Annotated in this window: 13 protein-coding genes; 7 read left to right on the top strand and 6 right to left on the bottom strand. The window is 68.4% G+C overall.

The annotated features are described in order from the left end of the window. Nucleotides 1–64: 64 nt before the first annotated feature. From ALI144C_RS32130 to ALI144C_RS32115, 4 genes are read left to right on the top strand one after another with little or no spacing between them, the layout of a single operon-like run. Nucleotides 65–1642: an aminotransferase class III-fold pyridoxal phosphate-dependent enzyme gene (locus ALI144C_RS32130; RefSeq protein ID WP_076990908.1), complete on the top strand. Its 1578-nt coding sequence runs from the start codon at nt 65–67 to the stop codon at nt 1640–1642. A gap of 37 nt (nt 1643–1679) precedes the next feature. Beyond that, nucleotides 1680–2696, top strand: a complete 1017-nt coding sequence (locus tag ALI144C_RS32125; protein ID WP_202819103.1) for a methyltransferase — start codon at nt 1680–1682, stop codon at nt 2694–2696. A 19-nt stretch (nt 2697–2715) separates the two neighbouring features. Then, nucleotides 2716–3381, top strand: a complete 666-nt coding sequence (locus ALI144C_RS32120) for a response regulator transcription factor (RefSeq protein WP_076990907.1) — start codon at nt 2716–2718, stop codon at nt 3379–3381. Then, the gene (locus tag ALI144C_RS32115; RefSeq protein ID WP_076990906.1) at nt 3378–4457 is read left to right on the top strand and encodes a sensor histidine kinase; all 1080 of its coding nucleotides are present in this window, start codon (nt 3378–3380) and stop codon (nt 4455–4457) included. The genes ALI144C_RS32120 and ALI144C_RS32115 overlap by 4 nt, the downstream gene beginning before the upstream one ends. Here the strand turns inward: ALI144C_RS32115 and ALI144C_RS32110 are convergent. From ALI144C_RS32110 to ALI144C_RS32100, 3 genes are read right to left on the bottom strand one after another with little or no spacing between them, the layout of a single operon-like run. Continuing rightward, entirely contained in the window at nt 4429–6102 is a 1674-nt protein-coding gene (locus ALI144C_RS32110; protein WP_076990905.1) for an FAD-dependent monooxygenase, read from the bottom strand. The two genes, ALI144C_RS32115 and ALI144C_RS32110, sit on opposite strands and share 29 nt — an antisense overlap. A gap of 26 nt (nt 6103–6128) precedes the next feature. After that, nucleotides 6129–7517, bottom strand: coding sequence for an aldehyde dehydrogenase family protein (locus ALI144C_RS32105; RefSeq protein WP_076990904.1), 1389 nt, complete (start codon nt 7515–7517; stop codon nt 6129–6131). Nucleotide 7518: 1 nt separating this feature from the next. Next, nucleotides 7519–8628 carry an AMP-binding protein gene (locus ALI144C_RS32100; RefSeq protein ID WP_083753568.1) on the bottom strand — a complete coding sequence of 370 codons (1110 nt, stop codon included), beginning with the start codon at nt 8626–8628 and terminating at the stop codon, nt 7519–7521. A gap of 154 nt (nt 8629–8782) precedes the next feature. On the opposite strand from ALI144C_RS32100, the gene ALI144C_RS32095 reads away from it, so the two are divergent. Beyond that, nucleotides 8783–9982 (top strand): NAD(P)/FAD-dependent oxidoreductase, encoded by a 1200-nt coding sequence (locus tag ALI144C_RS32095; protein WP_202819102.1) that lies wholly within the window; start codon nt 8783–8785, stop codon nt 9980–9982. A gap of 52 nt (nt 9983–10034) precedes the next feature. On the opposite strand, the gene ALI144C_RS32090 is transcribed toward ALI144C_RS32095, so the two are convergent. Genes ALI144C_RS32090 through ALI144C_RS53660 form a run of 3 tightly spaced genes read right to left on the bottom strand, consistent with a single transcriptional unit; the run spans nt 10035 to nt 13154 of the window. After that, entirely contained in the window at nt 10035–11273 is a 1239-nt protein-coding gene (locus ALI144C_RS32090) for a metal-dependent hydrolase family protein (protein ID WP_076990901.1), read from the bottom strand. Between the two features lie 4 nt (nt 11274–11277). Next, nucleotides 11278–12924, bottom strand: a complete 1647-nt coding sequence (locus ALI144C_RS32085) for a (2,3-dihydroxybenzoyl)adenylate synthase (RefSeq protein WP_083753567.1) — start codon at nt 12922–12924, stop codon at nt 11278–11280. Beyond that, a complete protein-coding gene (locus ALI144C_RS53660) occupies nt 12921–13154 on the bottom strand; it encodes an acyl carrier protein (RefSeq protein WP_083753566.1) in 234 nt (77 codons plus the stop codon). Before ALI144C_RS53660 ends, ALI144C_RS32085 begins: the two co-directional genes overlap by 4 nt. A gap of 325 nt (nt 13155–13479) precedes the next feature. On the opposite strand from ALI144C_RS53660, the gene ALI144C_RS32080 reads away from it, so the two are divergent. Beyond that, nucleotides 13480–14763, top strand: coding sequence for a DegT/DnrJ/EryC1/StrS aminotransferase family protein (locus tag ALI144C_RS32080; RefSeq protein WP_076990900.1), 1284 nt, complete (start codon nt 13480–13482; stop codon nt 14761–14763). Then, the gene (locus ALI144C_RS32075) at nt 14751–15932 is read left to right on the top strand and encodes an NAD(P)/FAD-dependent oxidoreductase (RefSeq protein ID WP_076990899.1); all 1182 of its coding nucleotides are present in this window, start codon (nt 14751–14753) and stop codon (nt 15930–15932) included. Before ALI144C_RS32080 ends, ALI144C_RS32075 begins: the two co-directional genes overlap by 13 nt. Nucleotides 15933–15948 lie beyond the last annotated feature (16 nt).

The following is a 15948-nucleotide window of genomic DNA, read 5'->3' as shown; positions in this document are numbered from 1 at the left end:
TGAACCGGAAGAATCATAGCCCCCGAATCGGGATCCTCCTGCAGTCACACGAAAGAGGCGCACCATGAGCCGACCGGTCGACAAGCGTGTCTTCGCGGACAAAGTGCTGAACGACTGGCTGTCCAGTGTCGGACTCGGAATCGAATACACCCGGGCGGATGGCAACACGCTGTACTTCGTGGACGAGAACGGTGACGAGGTTCCGGTTCTCGACCACGTCTGCGGTTTCGGGTCCCTGATCCTCGGCCACAACAACCGGGAGATCGTCGAGCACGCGAAATCCGTTCTCGACCGGCAGGTCCCGGTGTACGTCCAATTGTCGCGGCAGTCCCACGCCGACGACGTCGCCGCTGAGCTGAACGCGATCCTGCGGCGGGAAATACCGGACGGCGACCAGCACTACTCGGCGATCTACGCCAACAGCGGCGCCGAGGCCGTAGAAATATGCCTGAAGCACGCGGAACTGGAGCGCCAGGCCCGGATCGCGGCCCTCGCCGACGAGGTCGGCACGCACATCGAGCAGGCACGGGAGGCGTTCCGCGCGGGCAACGTGACCGTGGCCGACACCCCGTACGTGCGGGTCGAACGAAACGGCGGCGCCGACGAGTTCGAATCCCTCGTCGCCGAGGTCGAACGCCGCAACGCTGAGCTGATGGCGCGCGAGCCGGTGCACCTCGCGCTGGAGAACGCCTTCCACGGCAAGCTGGTCGCCAGCATCCAGCTCACCCAGAACCCGCACTGGCGGACGCCGTTCACGGCGTTGGCCTCGTCGACGCGGTTCGTGCGCGCCGACCAGCCGGAGGCGATGAAGACCGCGATCGAGGACGTGCGCGAGAGCATGCTCGACGTGCTCGTCGACGACGGCGTGGTGACCGTGGCCGAACGGGATTTCCCCGTCATCGGCGCCTTTTTCGTGGAACCGGTGCAGGGCGCGAACGGGATGCGTGTGCTGACCGAGGAAGCCGCGCGGGAGATCAGGGCGGTGTGCGACGCGGTGGGATGCCCGCTGGTCGTCGACGAGATCCACAGCGGCATGGGACGGACGGGCGCCTTCTTCGCCAGCAAGCACATGGGTTTGCGCGGCGACTACTACACGCTGTCCAAGAGCCTCGGTGGCGGCATCGCCAAGAACTCGGTGGTGTTGTTCCGGCAGGACCGCTTCCGGCCCGAGTTCGAGGTGATCCACAGCTCGACGTACGCCAAGGACGGGTACTCCGGCGCCATCGCCAAGAAGGTGCTGCGGATGCTGGAGGCCGACAACGGCAAGGCGTACGCGGTCGCGGCGGAGCTCGGAGGAAAGCTGAAGGCGGTACTGGAATCCGTGCGGGCCGAATTCCCCGAGGTGGTCGACGCCGTCAACGGCATCGGCCTGATGCTTGCGTTGGAGTTCAAGGACCAGACGAACGCCTCGTCCGAACTCATCTCCGAGAAGGCCCGGTCGGGCATGCTCGGGTACGTCATCGCCGGGTACATCCTGCGTGAGCACAGGATCCGCGTGCTCCCGCTCGGCCCGTCGGGGAACTCGGTGCGGTTCGAACCGTCCATTTTCCTGACGGACGCCGACATCGCGCGCACCGGGGCCGCGCTGCGCGACGCCTGCACGATACTCCGCGACCAGGCAGGACATCGTCTCGCGCGCTGACCGAGAGACCACGACCGAACCGGCAGAGAGGTGTCCCGTGAGCGAGTCCCTGGTGTCCGACCTGATGGAGCACGCGCTCAGCGCCGCCTGCGCGGCGTCCGTGCGCGCGGCGGTGACGTTGGGCCTGCCCGAGGCCCTGGGTGACGCGCCCGCGACCATCGACGAACTCGCGACGGCCGTCAGCGCGAACCCCGAAGCGCTGCGGCGGCTCATGCGATCGCTGACGTCCTACGGCGTGTTCGCGGAGAAGGGCGATGATTCCTTCATCCACACCGAGAAGTCGCTCGCCCTGCGCGAGGACGTGCCGCACAGCGTCAAATACCTCGTGCTGTGGTGTACCGAGCAGTGGCTGTGGCCGTTGTGGGGCAGGCTGGACGAGGCGGTGCGGACGGGCGGCGAGGTGTTCACCCAGGCGCACGGCAGGCGGTTCTACTCGCAGCTGCACACCGAGTGGCCGAAGTCGGCCAAGGTCTTCGACCTCGCGATGACCCAGCAGACCAGGCTGTCGGCGGTGACCATCGCCGACATGCTGTCGCTGTCGGGTGTCGCCACGATCGCCGACGTCGGTGGGGGACAGGGCGTCGTCCTCGGCGCGTTGCTCGACCGCCACCCGGCGCTGCGGGGGTTCCTGCTCGACCTGCCGGACGTGGTGGCGAACGCCGACGCGCGGCTGCGTCCCGGTGGGGACCTAGCCGACCGGGTGCGGCTCGTGCCGGGAGATTGCCTCGAAGCGGTGTCCGCCGACGCGGACGTGTACCTGTTCAAGAACATCCTCGGCGTGAACGAGGACGACTCGGTACGGATCCTGCGCAACGCCGTGCGGGCCGCGAAGCCGGGGACGCGAATGGTCATCGTGGAGAACTTCGTCGACGAGGACGGTCCGGGAAGGACACTCGCGGCCGCGATGGACCTGCGGATGCTGCTCGTCATCGGCGGCCAGAAGCACACCAGGGCCGGGCTGCTGCGGATCGCGGAACGAGCGGGCCTGACCGTGCACGACGTACGACCTGTCGACTCGTCACTGCACATGATCGAGACGACCGCGCCGATGTAGCCGTGGTTAGGCTGCTCGTATGCGTGTGCTGATCGTGGAGGACGAGCCGTACCTGGCCGAAGCCGTCCGTGATGGTCTGCGGCTGGAGGCGATCGCCGCCGACATCGCCGGCGACGGCGAGACCGCGCTGGAGCTGCTCAGCGTCAACTCCTACGACATCGCGGTGCTCGACCGCGACATCCCCGTGCCCTCCGGTGACGAGGTCGCCCGGCGGATCGTGGCCTCGAACAGCGGCATCCCGATCCTCATGCTCACCGCCGCCGACCGGATCGACGACAAGGCGTCCGGGTTCGAACTCGGCGCCGACGACTACCTCACCAAACCGTTCGACCTGCGGGAGCTCGTCCTGCGGCTGCGGGCGCTCGACCGCAGGCGCGCGCACGCCCGGCCACCGGTCCGCGAGATCGCGGGCCTGCGGCTGGACCCCTTCCGCCGGGAGGTCTTCCGCGACGGGCGCCAGGTCGCGCTCACCCGCAAGCAGTTCGCCGTGCTCGAAGTCCTCGTCAGCGCCGAAGGCGGCGTCGTCAGCACCGAGGAGCTGCTGGAGCGGGCCTGGGACGAGAACGCCGACCCCTTCACCAACGCCGTCCGCATAACCGTCTCCGCCCTGCGCAAACGACTCGGCGAACCGTGGCTCATCGCCACGGTTCCCGGCGTCGGCTACCGAATCGACACCACCTCGTGAACCGGCGCCGAGGGCTCAGCGCCCGGGTGAAGCTCACCCTCAGCTACGCCGCGATCCTCCTGCTCACCGGTGCTGTCCTGCTGGTTGTGGTATGGGTGTTCCTGTTGCGCTACGTGCCCGACACCGACAAAGGACTGCTCGGGATCTCCCCCAACCGTTATCTCCTGTCCCGCATCTTCGGCGAAGCCGCGGCCGTGGCGATGGGGTTCCTGCTGCTGGTCGGCCTCGTCGGCGGGTGGTTCCTCGCCGGGCGGATGCTCGCACCGCTGACCCGGATCACCGACGCGGCGCGGATGGCCTCGAGCGGTTCCCTGTCGCACCGGATCCGCCTGGAGGGACGCAAGGATGAGTTCCGCGAACTCGCCGACGTGTTCGACACCATGCTCGAACAACTCGAGGCCCACGTCGCCGAACAGCAGCGGTTCGCGGCGAACGCGTCCCACGAGCTGCGGACCCCGCTGGCGATCTCGCAGACACTGCTGGACGTCGCCCGCCAGGACCCCGCGCGGGAACGGGACGAACTCGTCGAACGCCTGCACACCGCCAACTCACGCGCGATCGACCTGACCGAGGCCCTCCTGCTGCTCAGCCGCAGCGACCGCAGGAACTTCACCCGCGAGCCCGTCGACCTGTCCCTCGTCGCCGAGGAAGCCGTGGAAACACTGCTGCCGCTGGCCGAGAAGCGCGGGGTCACACTCGAAGTAACCGGCGAGCCGACGCACACCATCGGCTCCATGGCGCTCATCCTGCGCATGGTGACCAACCTCGTCCAGAACGCCATCGTGCACAACCTGCCCGTCGGCGGCACGGTGACCATGCACACCGAACCACAGCTCGCCATGAGCGTGGTCCTGGTCGAGAACACGGGGGACCCTCTTCCGCAGGACCTGGTGCCGACCCTCGTCGAACCGTTCCAGCGGGGCACCGAACGCGTACGTACCGACGAGCATGCTGGCGTGGGTCTCGGGCTGGCCATCGTGCACAGCATCGTCCGGGCGCACGACGGGACACTCACCCTCACACCCCGCCCCGACGGCGGTCTTCTCGTCACGATCCGGCTGCCCAGGGCCCTGTGACGCCGGTGCGTATCGCCCCTGATTCTGGAGTCTTGGCCGTGTCGAGGAGTTGGGCCAGCACGACGCGGAGGACCTTCCCGGGCTCCGGCGTCGACGACTTGGCACGCCACGCGACGAACCCGTCCGGCCGGACCAGGACCGCGCCGTCACCGGCCACACGATGGGCCTGTGCCCAGGTGCCGCTCTCGTCGACCAACTCGTCGCCGATGCGGTACGTGGCAAGGGGAAGGCTGAGATCGGCGGCGACATCGCGGCCCGCCTGCGCCCACTGCTGCCCGTCCGGGCCCGTGATCAGCACGAACTCGTTGACGTACAGGTCGATGCTGGAGATCTGCTTGTCGTTGTGCAGCAGCACCATGTGCGGGGCTCGGGTGCCCGGTTCGCCGCACAGCGAAGCCGGGTGGTGCAGTTCACCGGAGTAGTCCGGGTTCTCCGCGAGGACCGCGGCGGACTGGTAGTGGTGCCCGAAGATCACCGCCACGTTGCCGTCCGTGGTGTTGCCCTTCCCACCGACCTCGCTGCGCACCTGGAGGTGGCTGGTGGCCATGCCGACCGTGGCGTCGGCCACCGGAACTCGTTCGAGGTCGTAGCTGTCCAGCAGCCCCGGACCGGCCACGCCGCGCAGGACCAACGCCAGCTTCCAGGCGAGGTTGTGGACGTCCTGGATGCCGAGGTTCGCGCCGAACGCACCCACCGGCGGCATCACGTGCGCCGCGTCACCGGCCAGGAAGACCCGCCCCCGGCGGAACTCCTCCGCGACGGAGGAACCGACCTCCCACAGCTTCACCAGCGGGGACACGCCCTCGTCGCCGAAGTCGACGATCCGGACGGCCATGTCGGGCACGCCGACCGCTTCGCGGACCAGCTCACGGCACCGGTCCTCGGTGAAGTCCGCCAGTGTCTCACCGGTCGCCGGGTCGTGGGGCACCATGAGGATCCAGCGGTGGGGCCGGTCCTGCGGCATGATGACCGCGGCGGGCCGTGGCCGGTCCAGGAACCACACACCGACCGGTCGCCCGCGCAGCGGCCCGGTGATGTCGGCTTCCCACACGATGTTCACGTACCGGCCGATCACGCCGAGACCGCACATCCCGATCCCGAGCAACTCGCGGACAGTGCTGTTGGCGCCGTCGGCCGCGATCAGGTAGTCCGCGCTGATCGTACGTGTGGCGCCGGTGGCTTTGTCCACGACGGTCGCCCTGACGCCGCCCTCGTCCTGGTCCACTGTGGCCAGCCGGTAGCCGCACTCGATCCGCGCGCCCAACTGCTCGGCACGGGCTCGCAGCAGCGGCTCGAGGTGGTGCTGGTCGATCGGCGCCCACGGGGCGGGACCGTACGCCGTTGCCTCGTCGAGACCTTCGATCTCGCCTCGCATCCACTCCGGACCGGCGACCGTTTCCGCCCTGGCCATCTCCGGGAAGTGCGCGATCTGCGACGGCCTGGCCCGGATCTGCTCCTCCAGACCCGCCGTGCGGTAGATCTCCATCGGCCTGCCGAGGATGATCCTGGTGCGGGGCCATGGGAACACGGAGTTGCGTTGCTCGACGGCGAGGGTCCGGATGCCATAGTGCCGCAGGAGCACCGCGGCGGTAGCCCCGGTGAGGCTGCAGCCTGCCACCAGAACCTGCGTATCTTTCGGGGACACTGATCCTCGCATGGGGTGTGGGCGGTTCAGTCGACTACTACTGCCTTGGTCCGCATCAGGAACTCACCGAGATAGCCCTCGTGCGGGAGGCCGGGACGCGTCCACGTGGTCGCGTGGTCCCCGACGTGGATCTTGTCGATCGTCGGCTCCGCCACGAGTGCGTCGATCAGCGCGTCGTCGTCGGTCAGTGCGGTGAGCGCCAACGTCCCGCGCAGGGGCGCCAGCCAGTCACCATCCCGCTTCCACGGCACGATCCACACGCACGGGAAGCCCATCTCGATCCGGGCCTGCGGGGCGTCCTGGTGGTCGAGCAGGAACACGGCCGGGCGCAGCACCGCTGACCCGTCACCGAGTTCGTCGACCACGGAGCTCCCGTGCGGCAACGGTTTCGCGTTCCCGGCCTTGCCGCGCAGGTACTCGTCCACCGCGCGGGCGGTGTCGGCCTGGCGAACCGGCAACTTGGCACGCTCGTCACCCGGCGGCAGGGACGGCAGTTCGCCGAGGCGTTTGGCGATCGCCTCGGCGACGGGCGCGGGATCGCCTTCCACGAACACCGCCGTCGCGTTCACGCAGCCGGTCCCGGCGTGCCCGGCGACGGACTCGGCGATCGTGTCCATGTGCTGTTCGGCGTCCACACCGGACGTCAGCAGGATCTTCGACCGGCCGGGCCCGAACGGCATGATCAGGGTGCTGGCGCCGTACCTGCGGGCCACTTCGTCGCCACCGAACGCGATGGCGACGTCCGCCTCGGAGATGATCCGGTCGGCCGTGGGGTGGTCGGTGGGCAGCAGGACGACCTGGTCGTCGCCGTACCCCACCGCCCGCAACGCGGCGACGAGCCGGTAGGGGGTGAACGGCTCCCGTTGTGACGGCCGGATCGCCACGCGGTAGCCGAGCGCCAGCGCGTCCAGCCATGCCTGGTGCACAGCGGGGGAGTTGGCCGGGGCGTGCACCATGAGCACTTCACCACGCCTGGTCCACACGCCGGAGCCTTGCTTGGTGCGGTGATCACGCCAACTGTCGGCCGCACCGATCGGGCGCGCCTGGTGCACGGCGTCGTACGCCGCTGCGGCGTAGTCGCCGACCTGGCCGGTCAGGTCCCGCACGATCGAGATCGGCATCCCGGCCACTTCGGCCATGGTCCGGTGGTAGGCCTCCGGGGAGACCCCGTCGACCGTGCCGCTCGCGAACAGCCTGCCCGCCTCGGTCAGGAGTTCCCTGCGCCGCGCCGGATCCGGCGGGGTGGCCCTGCGCAGCGTGCGGATGCTGCGCTGCGCGAACAACCACGGCACCAGGCTGAGCTGCGCCACGGGCTTGCCGGTGACGTCGGTGACGATCTCGGTGGTGCGGCTCTCATACGGCCCGTTCGCGCCGAGCGCGGGGAGCTTCGCCAGTGCGGTGGATTCGCTCCGCACGTCAGTAGACCCCTTCGATCACGGGCGCCGCGCCGAACTCCTGCACCGGTTTGAACTCCGAGACCGCGTCGCCCGGATAGCCGAACCGGTGCTCATGGCGGATCCCGGTGTCACGGTCCAAGTTGTTGGGCAGGAACAGGTTGCGGGTGATGTGGTGGGTGAGCACCTGGCCGCGTTCGCCGTAGGCCACGGGGTGCGCGGTCTCCGGGTCGATCACCGAGAAGACGGAGAACGGCGACGGGGGGTCGAAGATCGGGGCCGAGTCGGGGTCGGCTCCCGGCCGTTCGGGCATCGCGCAGAAGATCATCGTACTGCCGAAGATGCTGACGAAGGTGACGTTCGGGAAGACCTCGGTGCGCAACAGGTGGCGGGTGTCCGGGTCCATCGACGTGCCGCCGTAGATGACCGTGTTGACCTTCTCGTTGATCAGGTCGACGAGGTGGTCGCGTTGGCACATGGCTTCGAGGATCGGCGGCGTGACGCACATGACGCGGATGTCCTGGCTCTGCAGGATCCACTCGGCCTGGTTGACGATGTGGGTGACGTAGGCCTTCAGTTCGTCCGCCGCGCCCCGGCCGATGACGAGCTTGGCCCACCGAGGGTCGAGATCGAGCGTGAAGAAGATGCTGCGGAACCGGGCGGCGGTGTCCCCGGCCAGGACCCCGGCCATGTGCGGCCCGGCGGGCATCACGCCGAGCCAGTTGTCGCCGTCCTTGATCCCGTGTTCGGTCAACCGGTTGTGGTACCAGGCCCAGGACTGCTCGCGAACGTCGGGCAGCATGAACACCCGCTTCGGCGCCCCGGTCGTGCCGCCGCTCTCACCGATCACCGGCGGCACGGGCAGCGAGTCGATGGCCCCGTATCCCCGTGGCACGAGGTCCTCGATCCGGACGTGCCGCAGCTCGTCGACGATGTTGGGGAACAGCAACAGGTCGTCGACCGTGCGCACGTCCTTGCGCGGGTCGAAGTCCAGCTTCTTCGCCTGTTCCTGCCAGAACGGCGAGCCGGTCCGCTTGTCGAAGTGCCACGCCATGGCTTCCTGGATGAGATCCCGCGCGTCCGGCGCGCTGTCCCACGTCGCGTCGAGCGCGGATGCGGCACGTGAGGTCATTTCCATGCTCCTCGTATTTCATTGCCCCCAAGTCTCATTCGAACGTACAAGGTCGGATACTCGCCGGGCTAGTTGTCCGATCGACGGTCTGGTTTTACAACCGGGGATCTAGGCTGCGTTGCCGCCAGAGTGGTTGTGTGCGTAGCCTTCCGTGGTGTCTACCTTGGCAGGAGTGGCGATGAGTGGTTACGACGTGATTGTCGTTGGCGCCAGGTGTGCTGGTTCGCCGAGTGCGATGTTGTTGGCCAGGATGGGATATCGCGTTCTTGTCGTCGATCGGGCGACTTTCCCGAGTGACACGTTGTCCACACATCTCGTGCACCCGCCGGGTGTTGCGGCGTTGCGCAGGTGGGGACTGCTGGAGACACTGGTCGCCACGGGGTGTCCGCCCATTCACACCTACGCGTTCGATCTCGATTCCCTTGTCATTTCCGGTAGTCCCGGAACACCAGCCGAACCCGTCGCGTACGGTCCGCGTCGGATCGTGCTCGACAAGATCCTCGTCGACGCCGCTGCGGCAGCAGGAGCCGAGGTGCGCGAGGGTTTCACGGTCTCCGAAGTCGTCGTCGACGACGGCCGGATCACCGGAATCCGCGGGCGCGAGCGCGACGGGCGTGAGGTGACCGAGCGCGCGCGGGTCGTCGTGGGCGCGGACGGCCTGAACTCGCTGGTCGCGCGGGCGGTGAATGCTCACGTGTACAACGAGAACCCGAAGTTGATGGTCGGGTATTACAGCTACTACAGCGGGCTGGACATGGACGGTGTCTTCAAGGCGCACTCCCGTCCCCACCGCGCGTTCGGCGCGTGGCCGACCAACGACGGTATGACACTGGTCGGCGGCTGCTGGCCGTTCGCCGAGTTCAACGAGGTCAAGAAGGACATCGAGGGCCACTACGTCAAGAACTTCGAACTGGCGCCCGCGTGGGCGGAGCGAATCCGGGCCGCGCGCAGGGAAACACGAGTGGTGGGTGCGGCGCTGCCGAACTACTTCCGCAAGCCGTTCGGCGCGGGCTGGGTCCTGGTCGGCGACGCGGGATACTGCAAGGATTTCTTCACCGCACAGGGAATCAGTGACGCGTTCATCTCTGCCGAGTTGTGCGCCGACGCGTTGGACGAGGCGTTGTCCGGACAGCAGCCGTTCGACACGGCGATGGCGGGATACCAGGCGGCTCGTGACCAGCATGCGGAACCTGTGTACGAGTTCACCGTCCAGGTGTCCACCCTGGAACCCCTGCCGCCGGAGTTCCAGAAGACCCTGGCGGACATCGAAGGCAACCAGGACGCGATGGACGACTTCGCCCGCGTGAACTCCGGCGTCACGGCGTTGTCCGAGTTCAGCGCGCGGTGGAGCTGAAAGTACTGACACGAGAACCGTCCGCGCGAACGCGGACGGTTTTCGCTGTGGGTCAACCGAGAACGGGTATCCCGGCCTTCCACACCTGCGTTATGTGCGCCTGGTTGGCCAGCACTGAGATGTCGGCGAGCGGATCCGCGTCCACCGCCAGGAAATCGGCGTCGTAACCCGGAAGCAGCTGACCGGACTTGGGGGCGCGCGGACCGAGCGTACGAGGACCGTTCACCGTGGCCGCCTCGATCGCCTCCAGCGGCGTGAGACCCGCGGTGATCATGTGGCCGAACTCGCTCGCGTGCTTGCCCCAGGACAACGCCCCGTCGCGGTCGCTCGTGCCCAGGTCGGTGCCCAGTGCGATGGTGACTCCGGCCTGGTGGGCGATCTGGATGGCCTTGAGGTGCCGCTCGGCCATGGTTTCGAAGCGGTCCTTCCACGTGGGCGGCAGAGCGGCGACGTTCTGCCGGAGCGCCTCGTAGATGGTACGGGTGGGAACCAGCACCATACCCCGTTCTGCCAGGAGGCCCGCGGTCTCCTCGTCGAGTTCGGTGCCGTGTTCGATGGTGTGGCATCCGGCTTCGATCGCGGCCAGGATGCCCACCCGGCCGTGGCAGTGCGCCGCGACCACCCGCTCGGCCCGTGCGGCCTCGGTGACGATCGCGTGCAGCTCCTCGCTGCGGAACTGCTGGTGCACCGGGTTGTCCAGCTCGCTCAGCACACCGCCCGACGTGCAGACCTTGATCACCTGGGCGCCTGCCCTGAGTTGCAGGCGCACGGCCCGGATGCAGGCGTCCACGCCGTCGGCGATGTGCAGTGTGCCGCCGGTCTGGCACGGATCGCTCACCCAGCGGTACGGCAGCCGGTGTGCGTCGCTGTGCCCGCCCGTCTGCCCGATGACCTGGTTGGCGCTGTAGATGTTCGGGCCGACGAACGTCCCTTCCCTGATGGCCTCGGCGAGCACGCAGCCGTAGCCACCCATGTCGCGCACGCTGGTGAAGCCCGCGCGCAGGGCCGTTTCGGCGTCCTTGACGCTACGGGCGACCGCCAGCGTCTCCGGGGTGAGCCGCAGCTCCTCGGTGTTGACGCGGCCGCGGATCCCGGCGAAATGCACGTGGCAGTCCCAGAACCCGGGCAGCAGCGTGGCCACCCGGGCCGGTGGGAGCGACTGGTCGTCGGCGCCGAGTTCGGCCGTGGGCCCGGCGTACCGGATGCGACCGTCGGCGTGCACCACGGTCGCGTCCACAATGGGCTTTCCCGCGCCGGGGATGAGCAAGTCCGCGTCGATGCGATGGTTCATGTCCCTACGCCTCCGCTCGCCGCGCGATGTCGGCGCGGAGCGCCTTCTTGTCGATCTTGCCGATGGCGGTGGTCGGCAGCGCGAACACGACCTCCAGCAGCTCGGGCAGTTTGTACGGGGCCAACCCGAGATCGCGTAGGAACTTCCGTAGTTCCAACAGGGTGGGCTCCTGGTCTTCCGGCACGACGTACAGGCACACGACCTCGCCGAACAGCTCGTGTGGAACGCCGACGGCGGCGCAGGCCCGTACTGCGGGGTGCCGTACGACCATCACTTCCAGGTCTTCGGCCGGGATCTTGTCGCCGCCGCGGTTGATGATGTCGCGCACCCGGCCGTTGACGACGACGTTGCCGTCGGGTCTCCTGGTGGCCAGGTCGCCTGTGCGGTAGAAGCCGTCCGGTGTGAACGCCTTCGCGGTCGCGCCCGGATCCCGGTAGTACCCCGCGACGGTGTACGGGCCCCTGGTCAGCAGTTCCCCAGGGGTGCCGTCCGGCACAGGGTCGCCGTCTTCGTCGACGAGCAGTATTTCGTCCATCGAGGACGCGGGGCGGCCCTGGGTCTCGACGATCACCGTCTCGTCGTCGTCGAGCCTCGTGTAGCACAAGAGGCCCTCGCTCATGCCGTAGCACTGTTGCAGCGTCGCGCCCAGCACGGTACGGATCCGGCTCGCCAGTTCCGGGGCGGGGCGGGCTCCGCCGACCTGGATCACCCGCAGGCTGCTGAGGTCGGCTGTCGTCTCGGCCGCCGAGATCGCCCACTGCATGGCCACGGTCGGCACGAGCGTGCAGTGCGTCACCCGCTCCCGTTCGATCAGCTCGAAGGCCTGCCGCGGGTCGGTGGGATCGCCGAGCACGACCGTGCCGCCAGCGGCCAAGGTGCCGAGCACACCGGGGCAGTTCATCACGAACCCGTGCGCGGCGGGCATCACCGCGAGGAGGACCGTGTCCTGCGAGACGTCGGCGATCTCCCGAGCTGCGCGGATCATGTACGCGTAACCGGCGTTGCCCCGCGGAATCACCTTCGGCGGACCGGTCGTCCCGCCGGACAGCAGGAACACGGCCGCGTCGTCCATGGTGGCCGGGTTCGCCGCCGGGCCAGCCAGTGGCCCGTCCCAAGGCGCGGCCGGATCGCACAGCGCGGCGAGGTCGACGTCCTCGCCCCTGGTGTCGCCGAGGCACAGGACGTGCGCCAGCGACGGGACTTCCTCGCGCATCCGGCGAGCCGATTCCACGAGGTCGGTCCGCTTGGTGCCCGATGTCACCGCAAGGGCGACCGGCTGAGCGGCGCGCACCACGTGACCCAGTTCGTAGTCACCGAACCCAGGCAGCACGAGCACCGGCGGAGCGCCGATGTCCAGCAGCGCCAGCACCAGGACGAGGAACTCCGTGCGGTTCGGCAGTTGCACCACGACTCGGTCACCCGCGCGGACACCGAGTCCCCGCAGGCGTTGCCCGGTCACCGTGACTGCCGCATCCAGTTCGCCGTGGGAAAGCCGTGCCGTCCTGCTCACCACGGCACAGTGGTCGGGACGGCGCAGACGCGCGGCGCGCAGCGAATCGGCGATCCGCTCCTCGCTCCACAGCCCGGCCCGCAGGTAGTCCTGTGCCCGTTGCCGGTCGATCGTGGGCACGTCCGCGTCGATCAGGCTCATCGGGAGTTCTCCGTGATTCCGGCGACAAGCTCGTCCACGGTGTAGTCCTCCTGGTCCCAGAGGTTGACCCGGACGCCGAACCGCTCGCGCAACTGGACCTCCAGGTCGGTCGTCTCGGTCGAGTTGAGGCCGAGATCCGCGCGCAGCCGGGTGTAGGGCCGGAGCTCGGTCAGCGTTTCCTCGGCGATGCCGATATCGAGCAACAACTGTTTGAGTACGTCCACGGACACGGTGACGGCCCCTTGTGTTTGTTTACGTTCCACGCCATTGAAGGCGCATACCGCGACGGGCTCCGGCCGAGGCTAATAGACGTCGGACAACCGGGGCAATGGATCGTTGATGCTACGTTGGGACTAGTGCGCAAAGGTTGTAGAACGGCACTCAATCGTCCGGTGTATTGCCAGGGTGTGCCGCGCTTTGCCAGCCTGGGGAGTACGTGCCCGGATGGGGATTTCCCATGCCTGTGGCGTTTGCCGGCGGTGACTTGAATCCGTCGTGGTTTCCCGATCGTTCGGGTGGCGGTTGTCCGCTGGCTGGGGGTACTGGAGGTGATCGGTGGATCAGTCGTACGCTATTCCTTATCCGCAACTCGGTTCGGTGCTCGGCGACCAGGAAGTCCGCGTGCTCGCCCAGTTGGTGAACTCCGGTGAAAATCTGTCAGGTGGGCGGTGGCGCGAGGAGTTCGAACGGCGTTTCGCCGAGCACCTCGGCGTGCCGTACGCGCTTTCGGTCACCAGCGGGACGGTCGCGTTGGAGATCGCGATCCGGCTGCTCGACCTGGACGCCGGTGACGAGGTCATCGCCACGCCGCAAACCTACAAGGCCAGTGTCCAGCCGCTGTTGAACTACCCGGTGACAGTGCGGTTCTGCGACGTGGACCCGATGTCGCTGAACGTCGACGCCACGCGGCTCGAGGCGCTGATCACCAGCCGCACCAAGGCAATCATCCTCGTGCACTACGGCGGCCTGCCCTGCGACATGGACGCGATCATGGCGATGGCGCGCAGGCGCGGTGTCACCGTGATCGAGGACTGCGCGCACGCGCTCGGTTCGGAGTACCGCGGCCGCAAACCCGGTGCGCTGGCGGACATCGGCTGCTTCAGCTTCCACTCGTCGAAGAACATCACCACGCTCGGCGAGGGCGGCATGATCACCCTGTTCGATCCCGTGCTGGCCGATCGGGTGGACCGCATCCGGTCCAACAACGCCGACGCGGTGTACCACGAGAAGGTGCGGGCCATCGGGGAACGCACCAGCGCCCACCCGTGGATGATGCACCCGGGCGTCGCCTTCACCCACGGGTGCGCCTCGATCCGGTACGGCGGCACGAACGCCACACTCGCGGAGCCGAACGCCGCGGTCGGCACCGTTCAGCTGGCCAAGCTCGACAACCTGGTCGGCAGGCGCGCGCAGATCGCCGACACCTACACCGAAGTGCTCAGCCAGTTCCCGGGTGTGCGGATGCAGCAGGGGCCGGACTCGGTCCGGCACGGCTACCACCTCTACACGTTCTTCGTCGACCCGGCAGACGGCATCCACCGCGACCGCCTGATCGCCCGGCTCGACGCGCTCGGTGTGCAGATGCAGCTGCGCTACTTCCCGTTGCACCTGCTCGCCGAATGGCGGGCGCGGGGCCACGACGCCGGTGAATGCCCTGTCGCCGAACGGATGTGGTTCGAGCATCAGGTGAACCTGCCGTGCCACCCGTCGATGACCGACCAGCAAGTCGACTACCTGGCATCCAGCCTGGACACGGTACTGCGCCGCGAACTCCGTCCGGTACCGATCACCGCAGGCGCGGCGCCGACAGCAGGAGGGTGGACCCAATGGCCGAAGTAGAGCACTACGACATCGTCGTGATCGGCGGAGGCCCGGTCGGGCTCTCCTCGGCATGGCACGCCGCCCGTCGCGGCGCACGCGTCGCCGTCTTCGAACAGTTCACGTTCGGCAACGAGCGGTGCGGCACCAGCGGAGCCGAGCGGCACTGGCGGCTGCAGTACACCGAACCGGACCTGTGCCGTCTGACCGGCGAGGCCCTGCCGCTGTGGCGTGACCTGGAACGGGCCACCGGCCACCAACTGCTGCACGCCTTCGGCAGCCTGTGGTTCGGCGACGTCGACGTGGCCACGAACGAGGGAAAGATCTCCGCGACCGCACGGACGATGGACGCGTTGTCGATCCCGTACGACTGGCTCACCGCGGCCGAGATCGAACGCCGGTACGGGTTCGCCGGCCTGCCCGGCCACTTCGAGGGGTTCGTGCAGCCCGACGGCGGCGCGGTCGACGTCCGGGCCACTGTGGACGGTCTGCTCCGGCTGTGCGAGTCCGCGGGGTGCGTGCTGCGCGCGGGAGAGCCAGTGCTGGAACTGGTCCCCGGCGGCGACGGTGTGCGGCTGCGCACCGAGCACGGGTGGTGCCGGGCCGGGAAGGTCGTGCTGGCCAACGGTCCGTACGCCAACAGGTTGCTCGCCCCGCTGGGGACCTGCCTCGGCTTCAACGTGTTCGAGATGGCGCTGGTGACTCTCCGCCAGCGGGATCCCCGTGCGCGGTACCCGTTCTGGTTCGTCTTCCAGGAGCCCACCGAACAGGACACCAACCTGTTCTACGGTTTCCCGCCCAACTCGTGGCAGGACACCGACGCGGTCCGGGTCGGCCCGGTGTTCGAGGTCAACGCGCTGGCCGAGCCCGAGCAGGCGACCGGCACCCCGGACCCGCGCCACGTGACCAGGGTGTGCGACTGGGTCGGGCGGCACATGCCGATGGTCGACGCCCGGCCGCTGGCGCGTGAGACGTGCCTGGCCGTGCTGCCGTCGGATCCCGAGCGGCAGTTCTTCCTCGGCACCGCCGAAGGCCAGTTCGACGGCGGCGGCAACGTGGTGATCTGCACCGGTGGCTGGGGGTTCAAGTTCGTGCCGCTGCTGGGCAAGGTCTGCGCCGAGCTGTGCGTCGACGGCTCCGCGAGCTACGACGTCGGCCGCCTCGCGCTGCCCGAACCCGTCCACCCGTGAGCAAAGGGAGAATCCC

The sequence above is a fragment of the Actinosynnema sp. ALI-1.44 genome (assembly GCF_001984155.1).
Lineage (GTDB): Bacteria > Actinomycetota > Actinomycetes > Mycobacteriales > Pseudonocardiaceae > Kibdelosporangium.
Note: the sequence above shows the minus strand (reverse complement) of the source record. Positions and strands in the feature narration are given on the sequence as shown.